At 72.8% G+C, this 22,082-nt stretch carries 24 protein-coding genes; 13 read left to right on the top strand and 11 right to left on the bottom strand.

What is annotated here, in order from left to right; translation table 11 throughout:
- The first annotated feature begins 85 nt into the window (after positions 1-85).
- Positions 86-1,198 (top strand): ATP-grasp domain-containing protein, encoded by a 1,113-nt coding sequence (locus ACZ6ZI_RS27115; RefSeq protein ID WP_469524952.1) that lies wholly within the window; start codon positions 86-88, stop codon positions 1,196-1,198.
- Here ACZ6ZI_RS27115 and ACZ6ZI_RS27110 read toward each other — a convergent pair.
- Positions 1,180-1,545, bottom strand: a complete 366-nt coding sequence (locus ACZ6ZI_RS27110) for a cupin domain-containing protein (RefSeq protein WP_469524950.1) — start codon at positions 1,543-1,545, stop codon at positions 1,180-1,182. The genes ACZ6ZI_RS27115 and ACZ6ZI_RS27110 overlap by 19 nt on opposite strands.
- 45 nt (positions 1,546-1,590) lie before the next feature.
- Positions 1,591-2,334, bottom strand: coding sequence for an alpha/beta hydrolase (locus ACZ6ZI_RS27105; protein ID WP_469524948.1), 744 nt, complete (start codon positions 2,332-2,334; stop codon positions 1,591-1,593).
- A 113-nt stretch (positions 2,335-2,447) separates the two neighbouring features.
- On the opposite strand from ACZ6ZI_RS27105, the gene ACZ6ZI_RS27100 reads away from it, so the two are divergent.
- The 3 genes from ACZ6ZI_RS27100 (at position 2,448) to ACZ6ZI_RS27090 (ending at position 4,863) form a co-directional block, all read left to right on the top strand.
- Complete coding sequence (locus ACZ6ZI_RS27100) at positions 2,448-3,596, top strand: adenosine deaminase (RefSeq protein WP_363057950.1); 1,149 nt, start codon at positions 2,448-2,450, stop codon at positions 3,594-3,596.
- Positions 3,597-3,735: 139 nt separating this feature from the next.
- Entirely contained in the window at positions 3,736-3,987 is a 252-nt protein-coding gene (locus tag ACZ6ZI_RS27095; protein WP_363057948.1) for a hypothetical protein, read from the top strand.
- 126 nt (positions 3,988-4,113) lie between these two features.
- Entirely contained in the window at positions 4,114-4,863 is a 750-nt protein-coding gene (locus ACZ6ZI_RS27090; protein ID WP_469524945.1) for a hypothetical protein, read from the top strand.
- A 36-nt stretch (positions 4,864-4,899) separates the two neighbouring features.
- Here the strand turns inward: ACZ6ZI_RS27090 and ACZ6ZI_RS27085 are convergent, their stop codons facing one another.
- The 3 genes from ACZ6ZI_RS27085 to ACZ6ZI_RS27075 form a co-directional block, all read right to left on the bottom strand.
- A complete protein-coding gene (locus ACZ6ZI_RS27085) occupies positions 4,900-5,112 on the bottom strand; it encodes a PspC domain-containing protein (protein WP_363057945.1) in 213 nt (70 codons plus the stop codon).
- A gap of 53 nt (positions 5,113-5,165) precedes the next feature.
- On the bottom strand, positions 5,166-5,732 hold the full coding sequence (locus ACZ6ZI_RS27080; protein ID WP_469524942.1) for a VanZ family protein: 567 nt from the start codon (positions 5,730-5,732) through the stop codon (positions 5,166-5,168).
- A 123-nt stretch (positions 5,733-5,855) separates the two neighbouring features.
- Entirely contained in the window at positions 5,856-6,506 is a 651-nt protein-coding gene (locus ACZ6ZI_RS27075) for a PH domain-containing protein (protein ID WP_469524940.1), read from the bottom strand.
- 118 nt (positions 6,507-6,624) lie between these two features.
- On the opposite strand from ACZ6ZI_RS27075, the gene deoC reads away from it, so the two are divergent.
- From deoC to ACZ6ZI_RS27060, 3 genes are read left to right on the top strand one after another with little or no spacing between them, the layout of a single operon-like run.
- Positions 6,625-7,593: a deoxyribose-phosphate aldolase gene (gene deoC / locus ACZ6ZI_RS27070; RefSeq protein WP_469524939.1), complete on the top strand. Its 969-nt coding sequence runs from the start codon at positions 6,625-6,627 to the stop codon at positions 7,591-7,593.
- 5 nt (positions 7,594-7,598) lie between these two features.
- Positions 7,599-9,035 (top strand): aldehyde dehydrogenase family protein, encoded by a 1,437-nt coding sequence (locus ACZ6ZI_RS27065; protein ID WP_469524936.1) that lies wholly within the window; start codon positions 7,599-7,601, stop codon positions 9,033-9,035.
- Positions 9,028-9,927 (top strand): aldehyde dehydrogenase family protein, encoded by a 900-nt coding sequence (locus tag ACZ6ZI_RS27060; RefSeq protein ID WP_469524934.1) that lies wholly within the window; start codon positions 9,028-9,030, stop codon positions 9,925-9,927. Before ACZ6ZI_RS27065 ends, ACZ6ZI_RS27060 begins: the two co-directional genes overlap by 8 nt.
- A 333-nt stretch (positions 9,928-10,260) precedes the next feature.
- Here ACZ6ZI_RS27060 and ACZ6ZI_RS27055 read toward each other — a convergent pair whose 3' ends face one another.
- Positions 10,261-10,617, bottom strand: coding sequence for a hypothetical protein (locus ACZ6ZI_RS27055; protein ID WP_469524932.1), 357 nt, complete (start codon positions 10,615-10,617; stop codon positions 10,261-10,263).
- Between the two features lie 155 nt (positions 10,618-10,772).
- On the opposite strand from ACZ6ZI_RS27055, the gene ACZ6ZI_RS27050 reads away from it, so the two are divergent.
- A complete protein-coding gene (locus ACZ6ZI_RS27050) occupies positions 10,773-11,414 on the top strand; it encodes a uridine kinase family protein (protein ID WP_469524930.1) in 642 nt (213 codons plus the stop codon).
- Positions 11,415-11,561: 147 nt separating this feature from the next.
- Here the strand turns inward: ACZ6ZI_RS27050 and ACZ6ZI_RS27045 are convergent, their stop codons facing one another.
- Positions 11,562-12,257, bottom strand: a complete 696-nt coding sequence (locus ACZ6ZI_RS27045) for a SigE family RNA polymerase sigma factor (RefSeq protein WP_363057929.1) — start codon at positions 12,255-12,257, stop codon at positions 11,562-11,564.
- Between the two features lie 175 nt (positions 12,258-12,432).
- Here ACZ6ZI_RS27045 and afsQ1 point away from each other — a divergent pair, with 175 nt between their 5' ends.
- The 3 genes from afsQ1 to ACZ6ZI_RS27030 are packed head-to-tail and all read left to right on the top strand — an operon-like array spanning position 12,433 to position 15,333.
- Positions 12,433-13,110 (top strand): two-component system response regulator AfsQ1, encoded by a 678-nt coding sequence (gene afsQ1, locus ACZ6ZI_RS27040; RefSeq protein WP_180291024.1) that lies wholly within the window; start codon positions 12,433-12,435, stop codon positions 13,108-13,110.
- Positions 13,008-14,594, top strand: a complete 1,587-nt coding sequence (locus ACZ6ZI_RS27035) for a sensor histidine kinase (protein ID WP_469525297.1) — start codon at positions 13,008-13,010, stop codon at positions 14,592-14,594. Before afsQ1 ends, ACZ6ZI_RS27035 begins: the two co-directional genes overlap by 103 nt.
- Positions 14,578-15,333 (top strand): GerMN domain-containing protein, encoded by a 756-nt coding sequence (locus ACZ6ZI_RS27030; protein WP_469524926.1) that lies wholly within the window; start codon positions 14,578-14,580, stop codon positions 15,331-15,333. The genes ACZ6ZI_RS27035 and ACZ6ZI_RS27030 overlap by 17 nt, the downstream gene beginning before the upstream one ends.
- Before the next feature lie 87 nt (positions 15,334-15,420).
- Here the strand turns inward: ACZ6ZI_RS27030 and ACZ6ZI_RS27025 are convergent, their stop codons facing one another.
- The 3 genes from ACZ6ZI_RS27025 to ACZ6ZI_RS27015 all read right to left on the bottom strand — a co-directional run bounded on the left by ACZ6ZI_RS27025 (position 15,421) and on the right by ACZ6ZI_RS27015 (position 18,550).
- Entirely contained in the window at positions 15,421-17,082 is a 1,662-nt protein-coding gene (locus ACZ6ZI_RS27025) for a phospho-sugar mutase (protein ID WP_469524925.1), read from the bottom strand.
- Between the two features lie 31 nt (positions 17,083-17,113).
- Entirely contained in the window at positions 17,114-17,920 is an 807-nt protein-coding gene (locus ACZ6ZI_RS27020) for a purine-nucleoside phosphorylase (RefSeq protein ID WP_363057921.1), read from the bottom strand.
- Between the two features lie 192 nt (positions 17,921-18,112).
- Positions 18,113-18,550 carry a gamma-glutamylcyclotransferase family protein gene (locus ACZ6ZI_RS27015; RefSeq protein WP_363057919.1) on the bottom strand — a complete coding sequence of 146 codons (438 nt, stop codon included), beginning with the start codon at positions 18,548-18,550 and terminating at the stop codon, positions 18,113-18,115.
- 320 nt (positions 18,551-18,870) lie between these two features.
- Here ACZ6ZI_RS27015 and ACZ6ZI_RS27010 point away from each other — a divergent pair, with 320 nt between their 5' ends.
- Both ACZ6ZI_RS27010 and ACZ6ZI_RS27005 read left to right on the top strand, forming a co-directional pair.
- The gene (locus ACZ6ZI_RS27010; RefSeq protein ID WP_363057917.1) at positions 18,871-20,310 is read left to right on the top strand and encodes an NAD(P)H-quinone dehydrogenase; all 1,440 of its coding nucleotides are present in this window, start codon (positions 18,871-18,873) and stop codon (positions 20,308-20,310) included.
- Between the two features lie 223 nt (positions 20,311-20,533).
- Positions 20,534-21,478: a DeoR/GlpR family DNA-binding transcription regulator gene (locus tag ACZ6ZI_RS27005; protein WP_469525294.1), complete on the top strand. Its 945-nt coding sequence runs from the start codon at positions 20,534-20,536 to the stop codon at positions 21,476-21,478.
- 94 nt (positions 21,479-21,572) lie between these two features.
- Here ACZ6ZI_RS27005 and ACZ6ZI_RS27000 read toward each other — a convergent pair.
- On the bottom strand, positions 21,573-22,082 hold a 510-nt coding region (locus ACZ6ZI_RS27000; protein WP_469524922.1), incomplete at its 5' end, for a biotin/lipoyl-containing protein.

The raw sequence follows: 22,082 nt of genomic DNA, 5'->3' as shown, positions 1-22,082 counted from the left end.
CGTCCTGCTCAGTCCACGCACCGCCGAGGTGGCGGCCGCACGCCGCGCGGGAACGCGCACCGTGGTGGTCGCGCCGGATCCATCGGTGCCATCCGACCGTGAGGGGGCGGAGCGGCGGGTACGGACGGACTGGCGCGACCACCCCCGCCTCGTCGAGGAGATCGGCGGGCTGGAGGAGGTCCGCCGGGGCCGCGCCGCCGTCTTCGGTTTCGGCCCCGCGACGGCGCTCGCCGCCGCCCGCGCGAACGAGGCGCTCGGCCTGCCCGGCACCACCACCCCCGCCGCCGTCACCGCCCTCATGGACAAGGCCGTCCTGCGCGCCCGCTCCAACACCCTCCACCCGGGCCGGCCCGTCTCCTTCGCCCGCTGTGGCCGGGCCTCGCTGCTGCCCTTCATCGCCGGACTCATCGGCTACCCCTGCGTGGTCAAGCCCCGCTGGGGCGAGCGCGGGGAGGGGGTCGGGCTGCTCGTCGACGACGCCGCGGCGCGGGCGGCCGCGGGGTTCTACCCCGAGGTCACCGACCTCCTGGTCGAGGAGTTCCTCGAAGGGCCCGAGCTCGCCGTCGAAGCCCTCTCCCGGCAGGGCCGCCACCGCGTCCTCGGCTGGACCCGCCGCCTGACGGGCCCCGACCTCGCCGCCGTCGGCCACGAACTGCCGGTCGCCCTGGACCCCGCCGAGGCCGAAGCCGTACGGGCCCTCGTACGGGCCGTCCTCGACCTCGCGGGCCACCGCGACGGCCCCTCCCACACCGAGGTCGTCCTCACCCCGCGCGGCCCCCGCCTGATCGAGGCGCACGCCCGCCCCGGCGCCGAGGACCTCGTACGACTGCTGCGTCTGGCCCACGGCACCGACGTGCTCGCCCTCGCCCTCGCCGCCGCCCTCGGCCTGCCCGACCCGCCCCGCCGCCCCCGCGCCGCCCACGCCGGACTGCGCTACGTCGACTTCCCGCCCGGGTTACGCCTGGCCCTGGCCGCGCCGGCCCTCGCCGCGGCCCGCGCGGTGCCCGGCGTCGTACGGGCCCGCCTGGACGTGCCCGCGCACGCGACCGTGCGCCACGCCCCGACCGGCGCCCTGCACCACGCGCACGTCATCGCCGCGGCCCCCACCGCCGCCGCCCTGCACCGGGCCCTCGACCGCGCCACCGCCCTGCTGCGCCCCTCGGACGCGGACCGCGCCGGCTACGCGGGCTTCGCGTAGTCGTGGAACCCGGTCCAGTCGACCACCACGCACCGCTCGTCGCCCACCACCCACGCGTCGTGCCCGGGCGCCACCTGCATGAAGTCCCCGGGGCCGAACTCCGTGTCCTCGCCGTCGTCCATCACGACGCGCATCCGACCGCTCGCCACGTACCCCGTGTGCGCCGCCCGGCAGCTGTCCGTACCCGCCAGCGGCTTGATGTGCAGCGACCAGCGCCAGCCCGGCTCGAACACGGCGCGCCCCACGTCCCCGCCGTCGGTCCGGATCAGGTCCAGCCTGCCCGTACCGGCCTCGAAGGGTCGCGTCTCGTCGGCGCTGTCGAAGTTCCTGCGCACCAGTCCGGCCATGGCCCATCGCCTCCGGGAGAGGAGTGCCCCGAGTCCGTTCCCACTCTACGCCCGGGCCCGGGGCCCGGACCGGCCCCGCGGCGAGCGCCCGAACCCCGAGGCCAGCGGCATCCGCAACCCCAGCGGCGGGGGCGCGGCCAGGGCGTCGACGACCGGCCGCGACCAGGGGCCCGAGAACATCGCCCCGAGGACGAAGTCCACGCCCAGCGCCACGACTTCCTCCCGGTGCTCCCGTAAGCCGTGGCCGTCCGAATGCACCTCGAAACGGCACGTGGATCGATTCGCCTTCTTCGCCCGCTCGGCGAGCCGGAAGGAGGACTCCGGGTCGCTGCGCGCGTCGTTGGTGCCGTGCACGATCAACACCTGTCGACCGGCGAGCTGTTTCACCGGTTCAGGGGAGCGGTCGTCCGCACTCTCCGCCAGACAAGGGGCCATCGCCAGGACGGAGTTGACCGCCGCGTGCCCGGCGGCGAAGAGCGCCGCCCGGCCGCCGGCCCCGTAGCCGGCCAGGCACACCGGCACGTCCCCGTAGCGGCGCACCACCTCCTCGGCGGCCCAGCGCGCGGCCTCCTCCCGGGGCGCGTCGCCGTGCACGACACCGTGCGCGACCAGGCCCCGCGCACCTCCCGCCCGGGCCAGGGCGCGCGCGAGCGGGCGCACCGGACCGGGGGAGAACCGGGACGCTCCGGGGAGCAGGAGCACCACACCACTGACCGTCGAGACCGAGCCGTTCGCGCCGGCAGCCCGCCCCAGGCGGGCCCCGCGCGCCGGCGGCGCATGCTGTGCCATGGCGGAACAGTCTCAGACGCGGAGGTGTACACCACCCGTCCTTACGGTCTCTGTTACATATCGACCGCCGATGCCGACGCGTGCTCTACGCGCGTAGGAGCTAGAGTGCGCAGATGACGAGCGAGACCGCCAACCTGCCCACCCCGGATCAGATCCGCCGCTCCCCGAAGGTGCTGCTGCACGACCACCTCGACGGTGGCCTGCGGCCCGGGACCATCATCGAGCTGGCCCGCGAGGTCGGCTACGACAAGCTGCCCGAGACCGACGCCGACAAGCTCGGCGTCTGGTTCCGCGACGCCGCCGACTCCGGCTCCCTCCCGCGCTACCTGGAGACGTTCGCGCACACCTGCGCCGTCATGCAGACGAAGGCGGCGCTCTTCCGCGTCGCCGCCGAGTGCGCCGAGGACCTCGCCGAGGACGGCGTCGTCTACGCCGAGATCCGCTACGCCCCCGAGCAGCACCTCGAAGCCGGCCTGACCCTCGAAGAGGTCGTCGAGGCGGTCAACGACGGCTTCCGCGAGGGCGAGCGCCGCGCGCGGGCCAACGGCCACCGCATCCGCATCGGAGCCCTGCTCACCGCGATGCGCCACGCCGCCCGCGCGCTGGAGATCGCCGAGCTGGCCAACCGCTACCGCGACAACGGCGTGGTCGGCTTCGACATCGCCGGCGCCGAGGCGGGGTTCCCTCCCACCCGCCACCTCGACGCGTTCGAGTACCTCAAGCGCGAGAACAACCACTTCACCATCCACGCGGGCGAGGCCTTCGGCCTGCCGTCGATCTGGCAGGCCCTGCAGTGGTGCGGCGCCGACCGCCTCGGTCACGGCGTGAAGATCATCGACGACATCGAGGTCGCCGCCGACGGTTCGGTGAAGCTGGGTCGCCTGGCCTCCTACGTCCGCGACAAGCGCATCCCCCTGGAGATGTGCCCCACCTCGAACCTCCAGACCGCCGCGGCCGCCTCGTACGCCGAGCACCCGATCGGCCTGCTGCGCAAGCTGCACTTCCGGCTGACGGTCAACACCGACAACCGCCTGATGAGCGGCACCAGCATGAGCCGCGAGTTCGAGCACCTGGTGGACACCTTCGGCTACACGCTCGACGACATGCAGTGGTTCACCGTCAATGCGATGAAGTCCGCGTTCATTCCTTTCGATGAACGACTGGCCATGATCAACGACGTGATCAAGCCCGGTTACGCGGAGCTGAAGTCCGAGTGGCTGTTCCGTCAGACCGCTTCGACCAGCGGTTCCGTCTCGGCCTAGGCCACGGATTGACGGACCGAAAGCGCCCGGGAGGAGCAATTCCCGGGCGCTTTCTCGTATTTGATGATGTTTGCGGGCGAGGGTTTGAAGTGACTAGTTTGCGGAGCCGCTCAATTCCCCGTCGCAAGGACGAACCTTCATGAAGAAGTCTGCAAAGACCCTCGGTGTCGCCGCGCTCGGCGCCGCCTTCGTCGCGGCCGCCGCCGGCGCCGCCTCCGCCACCCCGGCCGTCGGCCTGGGCGACGCGCTCGGCGCGGTCCAGGGCCTCACCAGCCAGCAGCAGGTCAGCGGCGAGGAGGGCAAGCCGGCCACCGACGCCGCCGCCCCCGTCACCGGCCTCCTCGGCGGCCTCGCCCCGGCCACCGGCGCGCTGAACGGCCTCGGCGGCTGACGCTGCCGCGATCCGCACGCACGTACGGCGGGCGCACGCACCTTCGACGGGGTGTGTGCGCCGCTGTGCGGTGTGTCACCATCACCCCCAACCGGCCGCCGACACACGGGGTATGAGGTTTTGGTCATGCGCATCAAGGCACGAGCGACGAGGGTCGCGTTGGTTCCCGTCCTGCTGTTCGCGGCCGTCGGCTGCGGCGGTACGGACACCCCCGCGGCGGACAAGGCCCCCGCCGCCAAGGACTCCCCGGCGGCCGCCTCGGGCGCCCCCGGAGCGCCCGCGGGCTCCGCGACACCGCGGCCCGCGCCCACCGGCCTGGAGCGCGCCGCGCTGGAGCAGGGCGATCTCGCCGGCTACCAGATCTCGGCGCAGGGCAAGAACCCCAACGCCCCCGACGGTCAGCCGCAGTCCGACAAGAAGGTCTGCCAGCCGCTCGCCGACATCATGGGCGACAAGCCCGACCCCGCCGCACGGCAGACCGTCAACCGCGGCATCGGCTCCCAGAAGGCCGTCGGACTCGCGGTCTCCGCCTCCGTCAGCTCCTACGACGAGGCCGGCGCGAAGCGGGTCCTGTCCCGGCTGCGCGAGGCCGTCGCGGCCTGCTCCTCCGGCTTCACCGCCACCGTCGAGCAGCAGACCGGCACCTACAAGGACGTGAAGGCGGCGTCGTACAAGACCCCCGGCGACGAGAGCGTCAGCTGGACCACCACGGTGGCCGCCCAGAACGTTTCCGCGCAGGTCCACCTCGTCGTCGTGCGCGAGGGCGACACCGTCGTGCGGCTGATGGCCCTCAATCTGGCCGCCGCCGACCAGAAGGCACTGGTCCCCCGCGAAGTGGTCGACAAGCAGCTGGAGAAGGTCAAGAAGGTCGCCTGACCCCGGCCGGAGCCCGGGCGGGCGCGCGGACCGTCGTTACCAGGCGGTCCGCGCCGAGCCGGCGGAGGCCTTCTCGTTGGGCAGCAGCAGCCACAGGGCCAGGTAGATCAGGAACTGCGGGCCGGGCAGCAGGCACGAGACGACGAAGATGATCCGCATCGTCCGCGCCTTGATCCCGAAACGCCGCGCGAGTCCGGCGCAGACGCCGCCGATCATCCGTCCGTCACGGGGGCGGGTAATCGCGCTCATGGGGCTTCTCCTTCGTAGGGATCCGCGCGAAGGTGAGGTGCCCTCGCGATGCCTCAATACTCGCGCGGCACCGCCGACAGGACCTCGGTCCACGGGCCGATGCCGACCCTGGTAATTCTCGGGGTGACCCCCTGAGAGCGCCGCAGCCTGCGCCTGAGGGCCGGTACGACGGCCACGTGCGCGAGCAGCGCCCCGGCGGTGTTCAGCAGCAGCGAGTCGACGTCGACCACCTGCCCCGGGACCGCCGTCTGGAGCATCTCGATCCCGAGCGAGATCAGCACCGTCGCGGAGAGCGTCCGGGCCAGTGAGGCCCACGCGCCCGACGGCGCCGCCGCGAGCCTCCCCCCGGCCAGCGGCAGCAGCACCCCGAGCGGGGCCAGCAGGGCCAGCCCCTCGCCGATCCGCCGGGCCGCCTCCAGCGGGCCGTAGGCCAGGTCGGCGCGGATCCCGTCCAGGAACGTGAGGTTCGACGCGGCCGTCCAGGGGACGTCCAGCGGTCTCAGGGTGAGCCAACCGACGAGCACCAGATGCGCGGCCAGCAGGGCCCCGCCCAGGATCCGGAGCCGGAGGGGGAGCTGTGTGGCGGTGGCGGCGGTGCCGCTGCCCTCATGACGGTGCACACCAGGCAGGACGCGCCCCCCGGTGGCGGCGGTTCCGGCCGGCCCCGCCCCGTGGCCCACGCCACTCTCCCGGGGGGCCCGCGGGGCGGCAGCGCCCGCCGGCGGGCCGGGGGGCCGCGTGACTCAGCCCGTGGCCCACAGGACGACGAGGGCCACCGCGCCCACGACGGCCGGGACGATGATCTCGTAGGCCCAGCGCACCGAGACGGTGCCCTGCGCGCCGGGGCGCGCCGCGCCGCGCTCGGCGAGCTCGCGCAGCTCGTCGATGACCTTGTCGGCCGCCGCCCGCGGCGGGCCCTCGGGGGCCGCGGCCGGCGTCGGCGTTCCGGCGACGCCCGCGCCGCGGGCCTGGCCCTTGCCGCCCAGCGCCTCGCGCCGGCTGAAGGTGCGGGCCGCCTTCTTGCGCTCGCGCAGCGACACCGGCACCGACCACAGCTGGTACTTCGACCCCTCGGCCAGCACCTCCGCCGAGTACCCGGCGCGCACCGCGTCCACGGCGCCCCAGGGCAGCTCGATCACCCGGAAGGGATTGCGGATCCGCATCCGGTCGTCGTTGGCGAAGACGGCCGGCCGGACCGTGAAGGCGATCGTCATGGGCACGGCGAACAGGGCGACGGCCAGCGCGGTCCAGCGCGCCGAGCCCCCGCCGCGCACGACGGCGTCCCCGCACAGCCAGCCGATGAGCGCGAGCAGCAGCACCCCGGTGACGACGGCCATGGAGGAGCGGTAGACGCGGTCGTCGTAGACCGGCTCGTGGGGGGAGGGCGTAGTCATGGCGCCGATTCTGCCGTACGGGTCCGCGGCCGGCCCGGCCGCACCGATGGTGGACGTCACGCCCATATGTGCGCCGAGGGGGGTGACAGGTCGCTACGCGCGTAGATATGCTCATGTGGTGACCATGCCCACCACCCTCACCGCATTCGCTGACGTGACGACGTCCGACAGTGCGCTGCGCCGCTTCCTGCACGGGCTGCCCGGCGTCGACACGGTCGGACTGGAGGCCCGCGCGGCCTCCCTCGGCACCCGTTCGATCAAGACGACGGCCAAGGCGTACGCCATCGACCTGGCCATCTCGATGATCGACCTGACGACGCTCGAAGGCGCTGACACCCCGGGCAAGGTCCGGGCGCTCTCCGCCAAGGCCGTCAACCCCGACCCCCTCGACCGTACGACGCCCATGACCGCCGCGGTCTGCGTCTACCCCGACATGGTGGCCACCGCCAAGGCCGCGCTGAACGGCGCCGACGTCAAGGTCGCCTCCGTCGCCACCGCCTTCCCGGCCGGCCGCGCGGCCCTGCCCGTCAAGCTCGCCGACACCCGCGACGCCGTCGCCGCCGGCGCCGACGAGATCGACATGGTCATCGACCGTGGCGCCTTCCTCGCCGGCCGCTACCTGGAGACGTACGAGCTGATCAAGGCCGTCAAGGAGGCGTGCGTCCGCCCCGACGGCACCGCCGCCCGCCTGAAGGTCATCTTCGAGACCGGCGAACTGTCGACCTACGACAACATCCGCCGCGCCTCCTGGATCGGCATGCTCGCGGGCGCCGACTTCATCAAGACCTCCACCGGCAAGGTCGGCGTCAACGCCACCCCCGCCAACACGCTGCTGATGCTCGAAGCCGTCCGCGACTTCAAGGCGCAGACCGGCATCCAGATCGGCGTGAAGCCGGCCGGCGGCATCCGCACCACCAAGGACGCCATCAAGTTCCTGGTCCTGGTCAACGAGAGCGCCGGCGCGGACTGGCTGACCAACGAATGGTTCCGCTTCGGCGCCTCCAGCCTGCTGAACGACCTGCTCATGCAGCGCCAGAAGCTGAGCACCGGGCGTTACTCCGGCCCCGACTACGTGACGGTGGACTGATCACCATGGCATCCCTCTTCGAGTACGCACCGGCCCCCGAGTCGCGGTCCGTCGTCGACATCGCGCCCTCCTACGGCCTCTTCATCGACGGCGAGTTCGTCGAAGCCGCCGACGGCAAGGTCTTCAAGACCGTCTCCCCCTCCTCGGAGGAGGTCCTCTCCGAGGTCGCCCAGGCCGGCGCCGCCGACGTCGACCGCGCCGTCAAGGCCGCCCGCAAGGCCTTCGAGAAGTGGTCCGCGCTGCCCGGCTCCGAGCGCGCCAAGTACCTCTTCCGCATCGCCCGGATCATCCAGGAGCGCAGCCGCGAGCTCGCCGTCCTGGAAACCCTGGACAACGGCAAGCCGATCAAGGAGACCCGCGACGCGGACCTCCCGCTGGTCGCCGCCCACTTCTTCTACTACGCGGGCTGGGCCGACAAGCTCGACCACGCGGGCTACGGCGCCAACCCGCGCCCCCTCGGCGTGGCCGGCCAGGTCATCCCCTGGAACTTCCCGCTGCTGATGCTCGCGTGGAAGATCGCCCCGGCGCTCGCCGCGGGCAACACCGTCGTCCTCAAGCCCGCCGAGACCACGCCGCTGTCGGCGCTGTTCTTCGCGGACATCTGCCGCCAGGCGGGCCTGCCCCGGGGCGTCGTCAACATCCTCACCGGCTACGGCGACGCGGGCGCGGCCCTCGTCGAGCACCCGGACGTCAACAAGGTCGCCTTCACCGGCTCCACCGCCGTCGGCAAGGCCATCGCCCGCTCGATCGCCGGCACCGACAAGAAGGTCACCCTGGAGCTGGGCGGCAAGGGCGCCAACATCGTCTTCGACGACGCCCCCATCGACCAGGCCGTCGAGGGCATCGTCACCGGCATCTTCTTCAACCAGGGCCAGGTCTGCTGCGCGGGCTCCCGCCTGCTGGTCCAGGAGTCGATCCACGACGAGCTGCTGGACTCCCTCAAGCGCCGCCTCTCCACGCTGCGCCTGGGCGACCCCCTCGACAAGAACACCGACATCGGCGCGATCAACTCCGCCGAGCAGCTCGCCCGGATCACGGCGCTCGCCGAGACCGGCGAGGCCGAGGGCGCCGAGCGCTGGTCCCCGGCCTGCGAGCTGCCGTCCTCCGGCTACTGGTTCGCCCCGACGCTCTTCACGAACGTCACCCAGGCGCACACCGTCGCCCGCGACGAGATCTTCGGCCCCGTGCTGTCCGTCCTGACCTTCCGCACGCCCGACGAGGCCGTCGCGAAGGCCAACAACAGCCAGTACGGCCTGTCCGCCGGCATCTGGACGGAGAAGGGCTCGCGCATCCTCGCGGTCGCCAACAAGCTCCGCGCCGGCGTCGTCTGGGCCAACACGTTCAACAAGTTCGACCCGACCTCGCCCTTCGGCGGCTACAAGGAGTCGGGCTTCGGCCGCGAGGGCGGTCGCCACGGCCTGGAGGCATACCTCGATGTCTGAGTCGACGACCACGCGCCTGAACGTCTTCAAGACCTACAAGCTGTACGTCGGGGGCAAGTTCCCCCGCTCCGAGAGCGGCCGGGTGTACGAAGTGACGGACTCGAAGGGCAAGTGGCTGGCCAACGCCCCGCTGTCCTCCCGCAAGGACGCGCGTGACGCGGTCGTCGCGGCCCGCAAGGCCTTCGGCGGCTGGTCGGGCGCGACCGCCTACAACCGCGGACAGATCCTCTACCGCATCGCCGAGATGCTGGAGGGCCGCCGCGAGCAGTTCGTGCGCGAGGTCGGCGAGGCCGAGGGGCTGTCGAAGTCCAAGGCCGCCGCCGTCGTCGACGCCGCGATCGACCGCTGGGTCTGGTACGCGGGCTGGACCGACAAGATCACCCAGATCGTGGGCGGCGCCAACCCCGTCGCGGGCCCCTTCTTCAACCTGTCCACCCCGGAACCCACCGGCGTGGTCACGGTCGTGGCCCCGCAGGACTCCTCCTTCCTCGGCCTGGTCTCGGTGATCGCCCCCGTCATCGCCACCGGCAACACCGCGGTCGTCATCGCCTCGGAGAAGGCGCCCCTCCCGGCGCTCTCCCTGGGCGAGGTGCTGGCCACCTCCGACCTGCCCGGCGGAGTCGTCAACATCCTCTCCGGCAAGGCCGCCGAGATGGGCCCGCACCTGGCCTCCCACCAGGACGTCAACGCGATCGACCTGGCCGGGGCCGACACCGCCCTCGCCAAGGAACTGGAGATCGCCGCGGCCGACAACCTCAAGCGCGTCCTGCGTCCACAGCCTGTGGACGACTGGAGCGCCGACCCGGGCACGTCGCGCATGACGGCCTTCCTGGAGACCAAGACGGTCTGGCACCCGACGGGCTCCATCGGCGCCGGCGGCTCTTCCTACTAGGGCTCGTTCGCCCCATTTTTTGGGGCTCGGTTCGCCTCCGGGGGCGCCGCAGTCGGCTCGGCGTACGTCCTCCTTTTTGGGGCTCGTTCGCCTCCGGGGGCGCCACAGTCGGCTCCAGGAGGGCGTACGTCCTCGAAAACGCTCGTTCCTCGCGTTTCCTCCGGGCGTTCGCCCTCCTTCGCCGACGCGCCCCCTTCGGCTCACTCGCCCGTGCGGGCTGCGAGGAGGGGCCGGGCGGGCGCCCACGCGCCCCCTTCGGCTCACTCGCCCCGCGCGAAGACCACCCCCGGCAGCGACCCCGTGCTGCCGGGGGTTTCGCGCGCTTCGGGACGGTCAGCGGGCGGCGGGGCCGTTCAGGGGGCCCAGCAGGGACGAGGCCGCCGCCGTCGGGAGTTCGGACACCGAGGGGCCCTGCGTCAGGATGCCCGTGACCATGCCCGTGCCCACCGACGGGAAATCGGCGACCTTCGTGGCCACGCCGTTGTCCAGCGGATCCACGCCGGTGTGGGCCAGCGGGTTCACCTTGAGGTTCGCGATCGGGTCCGTGACACCCGCCAGGGCCGCCGGTACGGACAACTCGCCCGCCTGCGCCCCACCGGCGGCCATCGCCAGGGCCGCACCGGCCATGGACAGGGTCAGGCCCGCCGAACGGAGCCGCTTCGAGGGGTCGGAATGTGCGTGACGTGCCATGGGTTCCCGCCTGTGGTCGTAGTCGCGTGGCCACACAGGGTAGTCGAGGCGGCTCCTCCGGTTCCAACCGGCGCCGCCCGGCCGGGTGTGAGGGTTCTCGCAGCGTTCGTCTCCAATGTGTTGATAACCCCGGTCATGCCTCACACTGGTGTCCCGTGAGCCGTTCCCCTGCCTTGCCTACGCGTGTCGTCCTGTTGACCGGTCCCTCGGGTTCCGGCAAGTCCTCGCTCGCGGCTCGCTCAGGGCTGCCCGTACTGCGCCTCGACGACTTCTACAAGGAATGCACGGACCCGACCCTCCCGCTGGTCGAGGGGAGCTCCGACATCGACTGGGACTCCCCGCAGTCCTGGGACGCGGACGTGGCCGTCGCCGCCGTCGCCGAACTGTGCCGCTCCGGCCGCACCGAGGTCCCGGTCTACGACATCTCCACCAGCTCCCGCACCGGCACCGACACCCTCGACATCTCGCGCACGCCGCTGTTCATCGCCGAGGGCATCTTCGCCGCCGACATCGCGGTCCGCTGCCAGGAACTCGGCCTGCTCGCCGACGCGATCTGCCTGCGCGGCCGGCCGTCGACCACCTTCCGCCGCCGCTTCGCGCGCGACCTGCGCGAAGGCCGCAAGTCCCCGTTCTTCCTGCTGCGCCGCGGCCTTCGCCTGATGCGGGCCGAACGCGACATCGTGGCCCGGCACGTCACCCTCGGCGCGCACCCCTGCGGCCGAGACGAGGCCCTCGGACGGCTCGCCGCCGCCGCGGCCGGCCGGCACCGCGCGGCGACCGGCGCCCCCGCCGCGTAGCCCCGCCGCCCGGCCCCCGCACGACCCCCGGACATGGGTGCGCGGGGCCGACCGGACCCCCATGGCCGGTCGACCCCGCGCTTTCCCCCCGTGGCCTCCGTCCCACCCCCGTAGGACGGACCCCCTTGGCCCGATGGTTCGTGTCGGCTACGCGACGAGCTCCCCGAAGGACTCCGCCTCGTCACGGCCGAAGCTCAGCACCTCGTCGTCGCGCAGGCGGCGCAGCGAGCGCCAGATGCTCGACTTCACGGTGCCGACGCTGATGCCCAGGATCTCGGCGATCTCCGGGTCCGTGCGGCCCTCGTAGTACCGCAGCACCAGCATCGTGCGCTGCGGCTCCGGAATGCGGGCCAGCGCCTGCCACAGCACGGCGCGCAGCTCGGTGCCGCGCATCGCGTCCGTGTCGGAGGCCGTCTCCGGCAGTTCCTCGGTCGGGTACTCGTTCAGCTTGCGCCGGCGCCACGCGCTGATGTGCAGGTTCGTCATGGTGCGGCGCAGGTAGCCGCCCACCGCCGCCTTGTCGCTGATGCGGTCCCAGGCGCGGTAGGTGGAGAACAGCGCGCTCTGCAACAGGTCCTCGGCCTCGTGGCGGTCGCCGGTGAGGTGGAAGGCCGTCGCGAAGAGCGCGGCCCGCCGCTCCTGCACGTACGCCGTGAACTCGGCCTCCGAGGCGGAGGACGTGGAGCGCGGTGCGGGAACCGCCTGGTACTGGTTCGCGTCAATGGCTGTGACGTGCGCCGGTCGCGGACGGGCGACCGGCACCGTACGGACACCCGCCCGGCGGTTCACATCGTGCAGCCGCGTGACAACCGCGCTGGTCGTGGTGCTGTGCAGCGTGTTCATCTCGCGCCCCCCGTCGTGGAGTCTGCTTCGGTCCGTCGTGTTGATGACAGAAGCCTGCCCGCCGGACATAACCGGGGTGTCCTTCGACTGTCACAGGCCTGTCACAGCCACCCGTGGCCGGATCCGTGGAGCCCGACGGTCGAAGTCCCGAGGGTCGATGGGACAGAATGAGCGCGTGCCTTTCCTGTTGCTGATCGAGGACGACGACGCCATCCGCACGGCCCTCGAACTTTCCCTGTCACGCCAGGGCCACCGTGTGGCCACCGCGGCGACGGGCGAGGACGGCCTGAAACTGCTGCGCGAGCAGCGGCCGGACCTGATCGTGCTGGACGTGATGCTGCCCGGGATCGACGGCTTCGAGGTCTGCCGGCGGATCCGCCGCACCGACCAGCTGCCGATCATCCTGTTGACCGCGCGCAGTGACGACATCGATGTCGTCGTGGGCCTGGAGTCAGGCGCCGACGACTACGTCGTCAAACCCGTCCAGGGACGCGTGCTCGACGCCCGGATCCGCGCCGTGCTGCGCCGCGGCGAACGGGAGGCCAGCGACTCCGCCGTCTTCGGCTCCCTGGTCATCGACCGGGCCGCGATGACGGTGACGAAGAACGGCGAGGACCTCCAGCTCACCCCGACCGAGCTGCGGCTGCTGCTGGAACTGAGCCGCCGCCCCGGCCAGGCCCTGTCGCGCCAGCAGTTGCTGCGCCTGGTGTGGGAGCACGACTACCTCGGCGACTCCCGCCTCGTCGACGCCTGCGTGCAGCGGCTGCGCGCCAAGGTGGAGGAAGTGCCCTCCTCGCCCACCTTGATCCGTACCGTCCGCGGCGTCGGCTACCGGCTGGACTCACCGCAGTGATCAAGGCCCTGTTCGCGGGCCGGCGCTGGACCAGCCTGCGGCTGCGCCTGCTCTTCGTGTTCGCCCTCGTCGCGCTGACGGCCGCGGTCTCCGCGTCCGGGATCGCGTACTGGCTCAACCGCGAGGCGGTCCTGACCCGTACGCAGGACGCCGCCCTCGGCGACTTCCGCCAGGAGATGCAGAACCGGGCCGCGGCCCTGCCCGCCGACCCGACGCCCGAGGAGCTCCAGCGCACCGCCGAGCTGATGGCGGGCAGCAGCCCCGGGTACAGCGTGCTCCTGGTGCACGCGCGCAAGGACGGCCGCGAGGTGTTCGGCGCGGCCGGCTCCGACTCCTTCGGGCTGGACGACGTACCGAAGTCCCTCCAGAGCGCCGTCAACGACCGGCAGAAGACGACCGCCGCCAACGACGCCGAGTACCACATGTACTGGCAGCGGACGAAGCCCGGCGGCAACCCCTACCTGGTCGGCGGCACCCGCATCGTGGGCGGCGGCCCGACCGGCTACATGTACAAGTCGCTCGCCACCGAACGCGACGACCTCAACGCGCTGGGCTGGTCCCTGACCATCGCCACCGGGCTCGCGCTGCTGTGCTCCGCGCTGCTCGCGCAGGCGGCGGCGCGCACGGTCCTGCGACCCGTGCAACGACTCGGGGAGGCCGCGCGCCGGCTGGGCGAGGGCGAACTCGACCACCGGCTGGACGTGTCGGGCACCGACGAGCTCGCCGACCTCTCGCACACCTTCAACACGACGGCGGAGGCGCTGGAGAAGAAGGTCGCCGACATGAGCGCCCGCGAGGAGGCGAGCCGGCGGTTCGTCGCCGACATGTCGCACGAACTGCGCACCCCGCTCACGGCGTTGACCGCCGTCGCCGAGGTGCTGGAGGAAGAGGTCGACGGCCTCGACCCGATGATCGCGCCGGCCGTGGGCCTGGTGGTCAGCGAGACCCGACGGCTCAACGACCTGGTGGAGAACCTGATGGAGGTCACCCGCTTCGACGCGGGCACCGCACGCCTGGTCCTGGACGACGTGAACGTCGCCGACCAGGTCACGGCCTGCATCGACGCGCGGGCCTGGCTCGACGCCGTGGAACTCGACGCCGGGCGCGGGATCGTCGCCCGCCTCGACCCGCGGCGCCTGGACGTGATCCTGGCCAACCTGATCGGCAACGCGCTCAAGCACGGCGGATCGCCGGTGCGGGTGTCGGTGCTCGTGGAGGGGGAGTGGCTGGTGATCGCGGTCAAGGACAACGGGCCGGGCATCCCCGAAGAGGTGCTGCCGCACGTCTTCGACCGCTTCTACAAGGCGAGCGCGTCCCGGCCGAAGTCGGACGGCAGCGGGCTCGGGCTGTCGATCGCGGTGGAGAACGCGCACATCCACGGCGGTGACATCACCGCCGAGAACGGGGACGGGGGCGGCGCCGTGTTCACGCTGCGGCTGCCGGTGGACGTGGGGAAGGTGATCGCCGGTGACGTGGAGGCGTAGGGCCCTGACGGTCGTGGTGGGCCTGTGCGCCCTCGGCGGCCTCGCGGGGTGCGGGATCAGGGCGACGACCGTGCCGGTCGACGTGGGCGCGGCGCCGTCCCGGGTGTCCTGCGAGAACCCGGACGAGGCCCCCTCGGGCCAGAGCGGGGTGCAGGGGTTCCGGACCACGGTGGAACTGGTGTGCGGATCGCAGCTGGTGGGCGTGGAGCGGCTGGTCCCCGTACCGGAGAAGCGGCCGGCGCGGGACGCGGTGGCGCTCGTCACCCAGGCCCTGCTGGAGGCCCTCCAGAAGGAGCCCACCGCGGGAGAGCGGGACGCCGGCTTCACCACCGGGGTCCCGGCCGGACTGACGGCCGCCGCGCCGCGCGCCGGGGATCCGGTGGGCACCGTACGGCTCAGCCGCAAGCCGGAGGACCTGCCGCCGGTGGCGCTGTCGCAGATCGTGTGCACCCTGTCGGACAGCGACGCGCTCTCCGCGGGCACGGGCCCGATCGTGCTGGGCGGGCCGGACGCCGACCCGCCGCGGGCCTGGGAGTGCAGTGACGCCGTCCGCGCCCGTCCGGAGGCGGTCCCGACGCTGGGCGACGTCGTCCGGCCGGGCACCACCCCGGCCACCGCCTCGGGCAGCCCCGGCCCTTCGCCGTCGCCGTCGGTGCCCACGCCCACGCCGTCGCCGCTGCGCGGCGCCTCGGCCGAACCGTCGGCCTCGGAACCGACGCCCACGCCGTCGAAGAGCTGACGCCCGACCGCACGGAGCGGACGTACGAGGACCGGCCCCGGACCAGGAGGTCCGGGGCCGGTCTTCGTACGGGGACGATCCGGAGGACTAGAGGCCCATCGCGGCCGCGAGGTCCTTCTTGATCGAGTCCAGGACGCCCTGACCCGTGGCGCGGGCCGAGGCCAGGTCGGAGGCCTCGGCCACCGGGACCACGACCTCCAGGTAGCACTTGAGCTTCGGCTCCGTACCCGACGGGCGGACGATCACCCGGGCCTTGTAGTCGCCCTCCAGGTAGTACCGCAGGCCGTCCGTGGGAGGCAGCGTCTCGGTGCCCCGGCTCAGGTCCTCCGCCGAGGCGACGCGCAGGCCCGCAAGGGACACCGGCGGCTCGGCCCGCAGGGCCGCCATCGCCGAGGCGATGACCGACAGGTCCGAGACGCGGACCGACAGCTGGTCGGTGGCGTGCAGGCCGTGGGCCATCGCCAGGTCGTCCAGCAGGTCGCTCAGGGTGCGACCCTGCTCCTTCAGCTCCGAGGCCAGCTCCGCCACCAGCAGCGCGGCGGTGACGCCGTCCTTGTCGCGGACGCCCTCGGGGTCCACGCAGTAGCCGAGCGCCTCCTCGTAGCCGTAGCGCAGGCCCTCGACGCGGGAGATCCACTTGAAGCCCGTCAGGGTCTCCTCGTGGCCGACCCCGGCCGACTCCGCGATCCGCCCCAGCAGCGAGGAGGAGACGATCGACTCGGCGAAGACGCCGCGGGCGCCCTTGTGCACCAGGTGCGCCGCCAGCAGCGCGCCGACCTCGTCGCCGCGCAGCATGCGCCAGCCCGACGCGGACGCGTCGTCCGGGACGGCCACCGCGCAGCGGTCGGCGTCCGGGTCGTTCGCGATCACGATGTCCGGGACCACCTCGGCGGCCTTCGCGAAGGACAGGTCCATCGCGCCCGGCTCCTCCGGGTTGGGGAAGGCCACCGTCGGGAAGGCCGGGTCCGGCTCCGCCTGCTCGGCGACCAGCACCGGGGCCGGGAAGCCGTGCCGGGCGAAGGCCGCCATGACCACGTCCTTGCCGACGCCGTGCATGGCCGTGTAGACGGTCCGCACCCCGCGCGGGGAGCCCGGGGTCAGGACGGCGTCCGTGCGGGCCAGGTAGGCCTCCAGCACCTCGTCGCCGAGGTCCTCCCAGCCGGACTCCGGCCGGGGGACGGACGCGAGGGTGGCCACGCGGTCGATCTGCGCCGCGATCTCGGCGTCCGCCGGGGAGACGATCTGCGAGCCGTCGCCCAGGTAGACCTTGTAGCCGTTGTCCCGGGGCGGGTTGTGGCTCGCGGTCACCTCGACGCCCGCGACGGCGCCCAGGTGCCTTATGGCGTACGCGAGGACCGGCGTCGGCAGCGGCCGCGGCAGGACGGCCGCGCGCAGCCCGGCGCCGATCATCACGGCGGCCGTGTCACGGGCGAAGTCCGCCGACTTGTAGCGCGCGTCGTAGCCGACGACGACCAGACCTCCGGCGTGCCCCTGGTCCTTCAGGTAGGCCGCCAGGCCCGCCGCCGCCCGGATGACCACGCCGCGGTTCATCCGCATCGGACCCGCGCCGATCTCACCGCGCAGTCCGGCGGTGCCGAACTGGAGCGTGCCCGAGAAGCGGTCCGCGAGCTCCGCGGTGTCGCCCGCCTCCAGCAGGGCCGCGAGCTCCGCCGCCGTCTCCGGGTCCGGGTCCTCGGCCAGCCAGGCCTGCGCCCGGGTGATCAGGTCGTCCTGTGCCTGTTCCTGCACGGCTTCCGCCTTACCTCTCGTACGTCGTCGGTCAGATGCGGGCGAGGACCTGCGTCAGCAGCGTGCCCATGCGGGCGGCCGAGTCGCGGCCGGCCTGGAGGACCTCTTCGTGGTTGAGCGGCTCGCCGGACAGGCCCGCGGCCAGGTTGGTGACCAGGGAGATGCCCAGCACCTCGGCGCCGGCCTCACGGGCGGCGATGGCCTCCAGCACGGTGGACATGCCGACCAGGTCGGCGCCCATGACGCGGATCATGTTGATCTCGGCCGGGGTCTCGTAGTGCGGGCCGGGGAACTGCACGTAGACGCCCTCTTCGAGGGAGGCGTCGATCTCCTTGCACATCGCGCGCAGGCGCGGCGAGTACAGGTCGGTGAGGTCCACGAAGTTCGCGCCGACGATCGGCGAGGTCGCGGTGAGGTTCAGGTGGTCGCTGATCAGGACCGGCTGGCCGGGCTTCATGCCCTCGCGCAGGCCACCACAGCCGTTGGTCAGCACGACGGTCTTGCAACCGGCGGCGACGGCGGTGCGCACACCGTGGGCGACGGCGGCGACGCCGCGGCCCTCGTAGAAGTGGGTCCGGCCGAGGAAGACCAGCGCGCGCTTGTCGCCGATCTTGTAGGAGCGGATCTTGCCGCCGTGGCCCTCGACGGCGGCGGGCGGGAAGCCGGGCAGCTCGGTGACGAGGAACTCGGTCTCGGGGGCGCCGAGGGCCTCGGCGGCGGGGGCCCAGCCGGAGCCCATGACGAGGGCGACGTCGTGGGTCTCCACGCCCGTCAGCTCGCGGAGGCGGGCGGCGGCGGCGTCGGCGGCGGCGAAGGGGTCGGTAACAGATGCGTTCACGCCGACGAGCGTAGCCGCTCTTCGCCTACGCGCGTAGATGGCGCAGCTCACGGTGTTCGGATCGTTGCCTTGTCGTTTCCGCCGAATGGTCCCGGGCGGGGCGATACGTCCCGGGGCCGCGACAGGCGCCGCGACGGGCCCGCGGGGGGCGCCGGGCCCGCGGGGGCGGCCGGGGCCGCGGGGGCCGCCGGGTCAGCAGGGGCGCTTGCGCAGCTCCATCACGTAGTCGTGCGGGGCGCCCGCCGATTCGGCGGCGTCGGCGATCTCGCCCAGGTACCGCGCCGAGGGCAGTCCGCCCTCGTAACCGTTCAGGACGTACACCCAGGCGGCCTCCTCGCCGTCCAGGGTGTGCACCCGCACCCGCATGCGGCGGTAGATGTCGAGCCCGACGCCCTCCCACCGGTCCATGGAGTCCTCGTCGAGCGGGGCGATGTCGTAGAGGGCGACGAAGACCTGCTGCCGGGGAGCCTCCACGATGGTGGCCAGCGCCCCCTCCCAGCCCATCTGCTCGCCGCCGAAGGTCAGCCGCCAGTCGTTGATCCAGCCCGTGCCGCGCAGCGGCGAATGCGGAGCGCGGCGCGTCATCAGCCGCGGGTCGAGGTTGCCGGCGTACGCGGCGTAGAGCGACATGGGGTCGAGGGTACGGGAGGGGCGAGCGGGGACGCGTGCCCGGTCGGTCCCCGGATGGCGGGACCGGGCACGAAGCACCTTGAAGCGTGCGGGACAATGGAGCACGGAATGCATCCCCCGGGGAGAACCCCCGGAACACCGGCCGGGGCGGCAGCCGGCCGGGTAGCGGCGAGTGAGCCCAAGGGGGCCCGTCGGCGAGGAGGGCGAGCGCCCCGAGGTACGGCGCGGAACGGGCCGTACCGAGGACGCACGCCGGCCTGGAGCCGACTCGGGCGCCCCCGGAGCGAACCGAGCCCTAGTAGACGTGAGGCGGACTTTTCGTGACCCGGATCGTGATCATCGGTGGCGGACCCGGCGGGTATGAGGCAGCCCTGGTGGGGGCCCAGCTCGGCGCGGAGGTGACCGTCGTCGACTGCGACGGTCTGGGCGGAGCGTCGGTCCTGACCGACTGCGTCCCCTCGAAGACGCTCATCGCGACGGCCGAGGTCATGACGACCTTCGACTCGTCGTACGAGGAGCTCGGCATCGTCGTCGCCGACGACACCCCGCACATCGAGCAGGCCGCGCGCGTCGTCGGCGTGGACCTCGGCAAGGTCAACCGGCGCGTCAAGCGCCTCGCGCTGGCCCAGTCCCACGACATCACCGCCTCCGTGACCCGCGCCGGCGCCCGCGTCATGCGCGGCCGCGGCAAGCTCGGCGGCCCGCAGGGCATCGACGGCACCCGGGACGTCATCGTCACCGCCGCCGACGGCACCGAGACCATCCTCACCGCCGACGCGGTCCTGATCGCCACCGGCGGCACCCCCCGCGAGATCCCCGACGCCATGCCCGACGGGGAGCGGATCCTCAACTGGACCCAGGTCTACGACCTGGAGGAGCTCCCCGAGGAGCTCATCGTGGTCGGCTCCGGCGTCACCGGCGCCGAGTTCGCCGGCGCCTACCAGGCCCTGGGCTCGCGCGTCACCCTGGTCTCCTCCCGCGACCGCGTGCTGCCCGGCGAGGACCCGGACGCCGCCGCCGTCCTGGAGGACGTCTTCCGCCGCCGCGGCATGAACGTCGTCGGCCGCTCGCGCGCCGAGTCCGTCAAGCGCGTCGGCGACCGCGTCGAGGTCACCCTCTCCGACGGGCGCGTCCTCACCGGCACGCACTGCCTGATGGCCGTCGGCGCCATCCCGAACACCCGGAACATGAACCTGGAGGAGTCCGGCGTCCGGCTCAAGGAGTCCGGCCACATCTGGACCGACAAGGTCTCCCGCACCTCCTCGCCCGGCGTCTACGCGGCCGGCGACGTGACGGGCGTCTTCGCGCTGGCCTCCGTCGCCGCGATGCAGGGCCGCATCGCGATGTACCACTTCCTCGGCGACGCGGTGGCCCCGCTGAACCTCAAGACGGTCTCCTCCAACGTCTTCACCGACCCCGAGATCGCCACCGTCGGCTACACCCAGGCCGACGTGGACGCGGGCCGGATCGACGCCCGCGTGGTCAAGCTGCCCCTGCTGCGCAACCCGCGCGCCAAGATGCAGGGCATCCGGGACGGCTTCGTGAAGATGTTCTGCCGTCCGGGCACCGGCATCGTCGTCGGCGGCGTCGTCGTCTCGCCGCGCGCGAGCGAGCTCATCCACCCGATCTCGATCGCCGTGGACAACAACCTGACGGTCGAGCAGATCGCAAACGCGTTCACCGTGTACCCCTCGCTGTCGGGCTCGATCGCCGAGGTGGCCCGCCAGCTGCACACGCGCAAGACCGGCAGCGAGGCGTAGTACGGCGCCAACCGCCCCCGCCCCCACGGGGGTTGGGGCGGTTGGCGAGTCGCGGGACGGGTGGGGAACCGGGCTCCCGGCGGCAACTGGACCGCGTATACCACCTGTTGCCCTCCCGTATGGACAACTTCGGTATTCCGGCGCAAAGAGCTGAAAGCAGACGGTCGTCCGGGTTACTGTCAGTTTCGTGTTCGCTGCAGAACGTCGCCAATTGATCCTCGAAATGGTGCGCGCCAACGGTGCGGTATCGCTCCGTGAGCTCGCCCGCGTCGTCCAGACCTCCGAAGTGACCGTACGGCGGGACGTGCGGGCACTGGAGGCAGAAGGACTCCTCGACCGCCGACACGGCGGTGCGGTATTGCCGGGCGGTTTCACGCGGGAGTCCGGCTTTCCGCAAAAGTCCCATCTCGCGACGGCGGAGAAGACCGCCATCGCCGATGTCGCGGCCGGCCTCGTCGAAGAGGGCGAGGCCGTCGTCGTCGGCGCGGGCACCACCACCCAGGAGCTGGCCCGACGGCTCGCCCGGGTGCCCGGCCTGACCGTCGTCACCAACTCGCTGCTCGTCGCCCAGGCACTGGCGCACGCCAACCGGGTGGAGGTGGTGATGACCGGCGGCACCCTGCGCGGTTCGAACTACGCCCTCGTCGGCAGCGGCGCCGAACAGTCCCTCCAGGGGCTACGGGTCTCCCGCGCCTTCCTGTCCGGGAGCGGCCTGACCGCCGAGCGGGGCCTGTCCACCTCCAACATGCTCTCCGCGAGCGTGGACCGGGCGCTGGTGCAGGCCGCCGCCGAGGTGGTGGTCCTCGCCGACCACACGAAGCTCGGCACCGACACGATGTTCCAGACGGTGCCGACCGACGTGATGACGCGGCTGGTGACGGACGAGCCCCCGGCGCACGACGACCGGGCCGCCACGGAACTCCAGGCGCTGGCCGACCAGGGCGTACAGATCACCGTGGCCGGTTCCGCGCCCGCCTCGGGCGGCGGACACGGTACGGGCGCGGCCGGGGACGGCATGCAGGGCCGCAGGCCCCGGCGCGGGGACTCCCCCCTCCCGGTCCAGCGGCGCGGCGGGCCCACCGACCGGCTGCGGAGCGCCCCCGCGTCGATGCTGGAACAGCAGGCGGCGGGAGAGCGCGCCCGCGTCGCGGACATGCGGCGTCGATAGGGCCGTACGGCGAAGGCCCCGCCCGGGTGTTCCGGGCGGGGCCTTCGCGGTGTGGCCGTGGGACCGTGTGGCTGTGGGGTTGTGTGGCCCGGGGTCAGTCCTTGATCTCGCAGATGGTGGCGCCGGAGGTGAGGGAGGCGCCGACCTCGGCGCTGAGGCCGACGATGGTGCCGGAGCGGTGGGCGTTGAGGGGCTGTTCCATCTTCATGGCCTCCAGGACCACGATGAGGTCGCCCTCGTTGACCTGCTGGCCTTCCTCGACGGCGACCTTGACGATGGTGCCCTGCATCGGGGAGGCGAGGGTGTCGCCGGAGGCGGCGGGGCCGGACTTCTTGGCGGCGCGGCGCTTGGGCTTGGCGCCGCCGGCGGCGGCGGTGCGGGCCAGGGTCATGCCCAGCGAGGAGGGCAGGGAGACCTCCAGGCGCTTGCCGCCGACCTCGACGACGACCGTCTCGCGGCCCGGCTCGTCCTCGGTGTCCTCGGCCGCGGGGGCCGTGAACGCCGGGATCTCGTTGACGAACTCGGTTTCGATCCAGCGGGTGTGGACGGTGAAGGGGGTGTTGTCGGTGGGGGCGAAGGCGGGGTCGGTGACCACGGCGCGGTG

It is taken from the genome of Streptomyces sp. NPDC103540 (genome assembly GCF_055584445.1).
The sequence above is the reverse complement of the archived record's forward strand: the minus strand, read 5'-3'. Positions and strand labels throughout refer to the sequence as shown.

Coding starts and splice junctions, on each gene's coding strand:
- ACZ6ZI_RS27110 (WP_469524950.1), bottom strand. CDS start 1,545: ATGGCCGGACTGGTGCGCAGGAACTTCGACAGCGCCGACGAGACGCGA.
- ACZ6ZI_RS27105 (WP_469524948.1), bottom strand. CDS start 2,334: ATGGCACAGCATGCGCCGCCGGCGCGCGGGGCCCGCCTGGGGCGGGCT.
- ACZ6ZI_RS27100 (WP_363057950.1), top strand. CDS start 2,448: ATGACGAGCGAGACCGCCAACCTGCCCACCCCGGATCAGATCCGCCGC.
- ACZ6ZI_RS27095 (WP_363057948.1), top strand. CDS start 3,736: ATGAAGAAGTCTGCAAAGACCCTCGGTGTCGCCGCGCTCGGCGCCGCC.
- ACZ6ZI_RS27090 (WP_469524945.1), top strand. CDS start 4,114: ATGCGCATCAAGGCACGAGCGACGAGGGTCGCGTTGGTTCCCGTCCTG.
- ACZ6ZI_RS27085 (WP_363057945.1), bottom strand. CDS start 5,112: ATGAGCGCGATTACCCGCCCCCGTGACGGACGGATGATCGGCGGCGTC.
- ACZ6ZI_RS27075 (WP_469524940.1), bottom strand. CDS start 6,506: ATGACTACGCCCTCCCCCCACGAGCCGGTCTACGACGACCGCGTCTAC.
- ACZ6ZI_RS27065 (WP_469524936.1), top strand. CDS start 7,599: ATGGCATCCCTCTTCGAGTACGCACCGGCCCCCGAGTCGCGGTCCGTC.
- ACZ6ZI_RS27060 (WP_469524934.1), top strand. CDS start 9,028: ATGTCTGAGTCGACGACCACGCGCCTGAACGTCTTCAAGACCTACAAG.
- ACZ6ZI_RS27055 (WP_469524932.1), bottom strand. CDS start 10,617: ATGGCACGTCACGCACATTCCGACCCCTCGAAGCGGCTCCGTTCGGCG.
- ACZ6ZI_RS27045 (WP_363057929.1), bottom strand. CDS start 12,257: ATGAACACGCTGCACAGCACCACGACCAGCGCGGTTGTCACGCGGCTG.
- ACZ6ZI_RS27015 (WP_363057919.1), bottom strand. CDS start 18,550: ATGTCGCTCTACGCCGCGTACGCCGGCAACCTCGACCCGCGGCTGATG.
- ACZ6ZI_RS27005 (WP_469525294.1), top strand. CDS start 20,534: ATGGTGCGCGCCAACGGTGCGGTATCGCTCCGTGAGCTCGCCCGCGTC.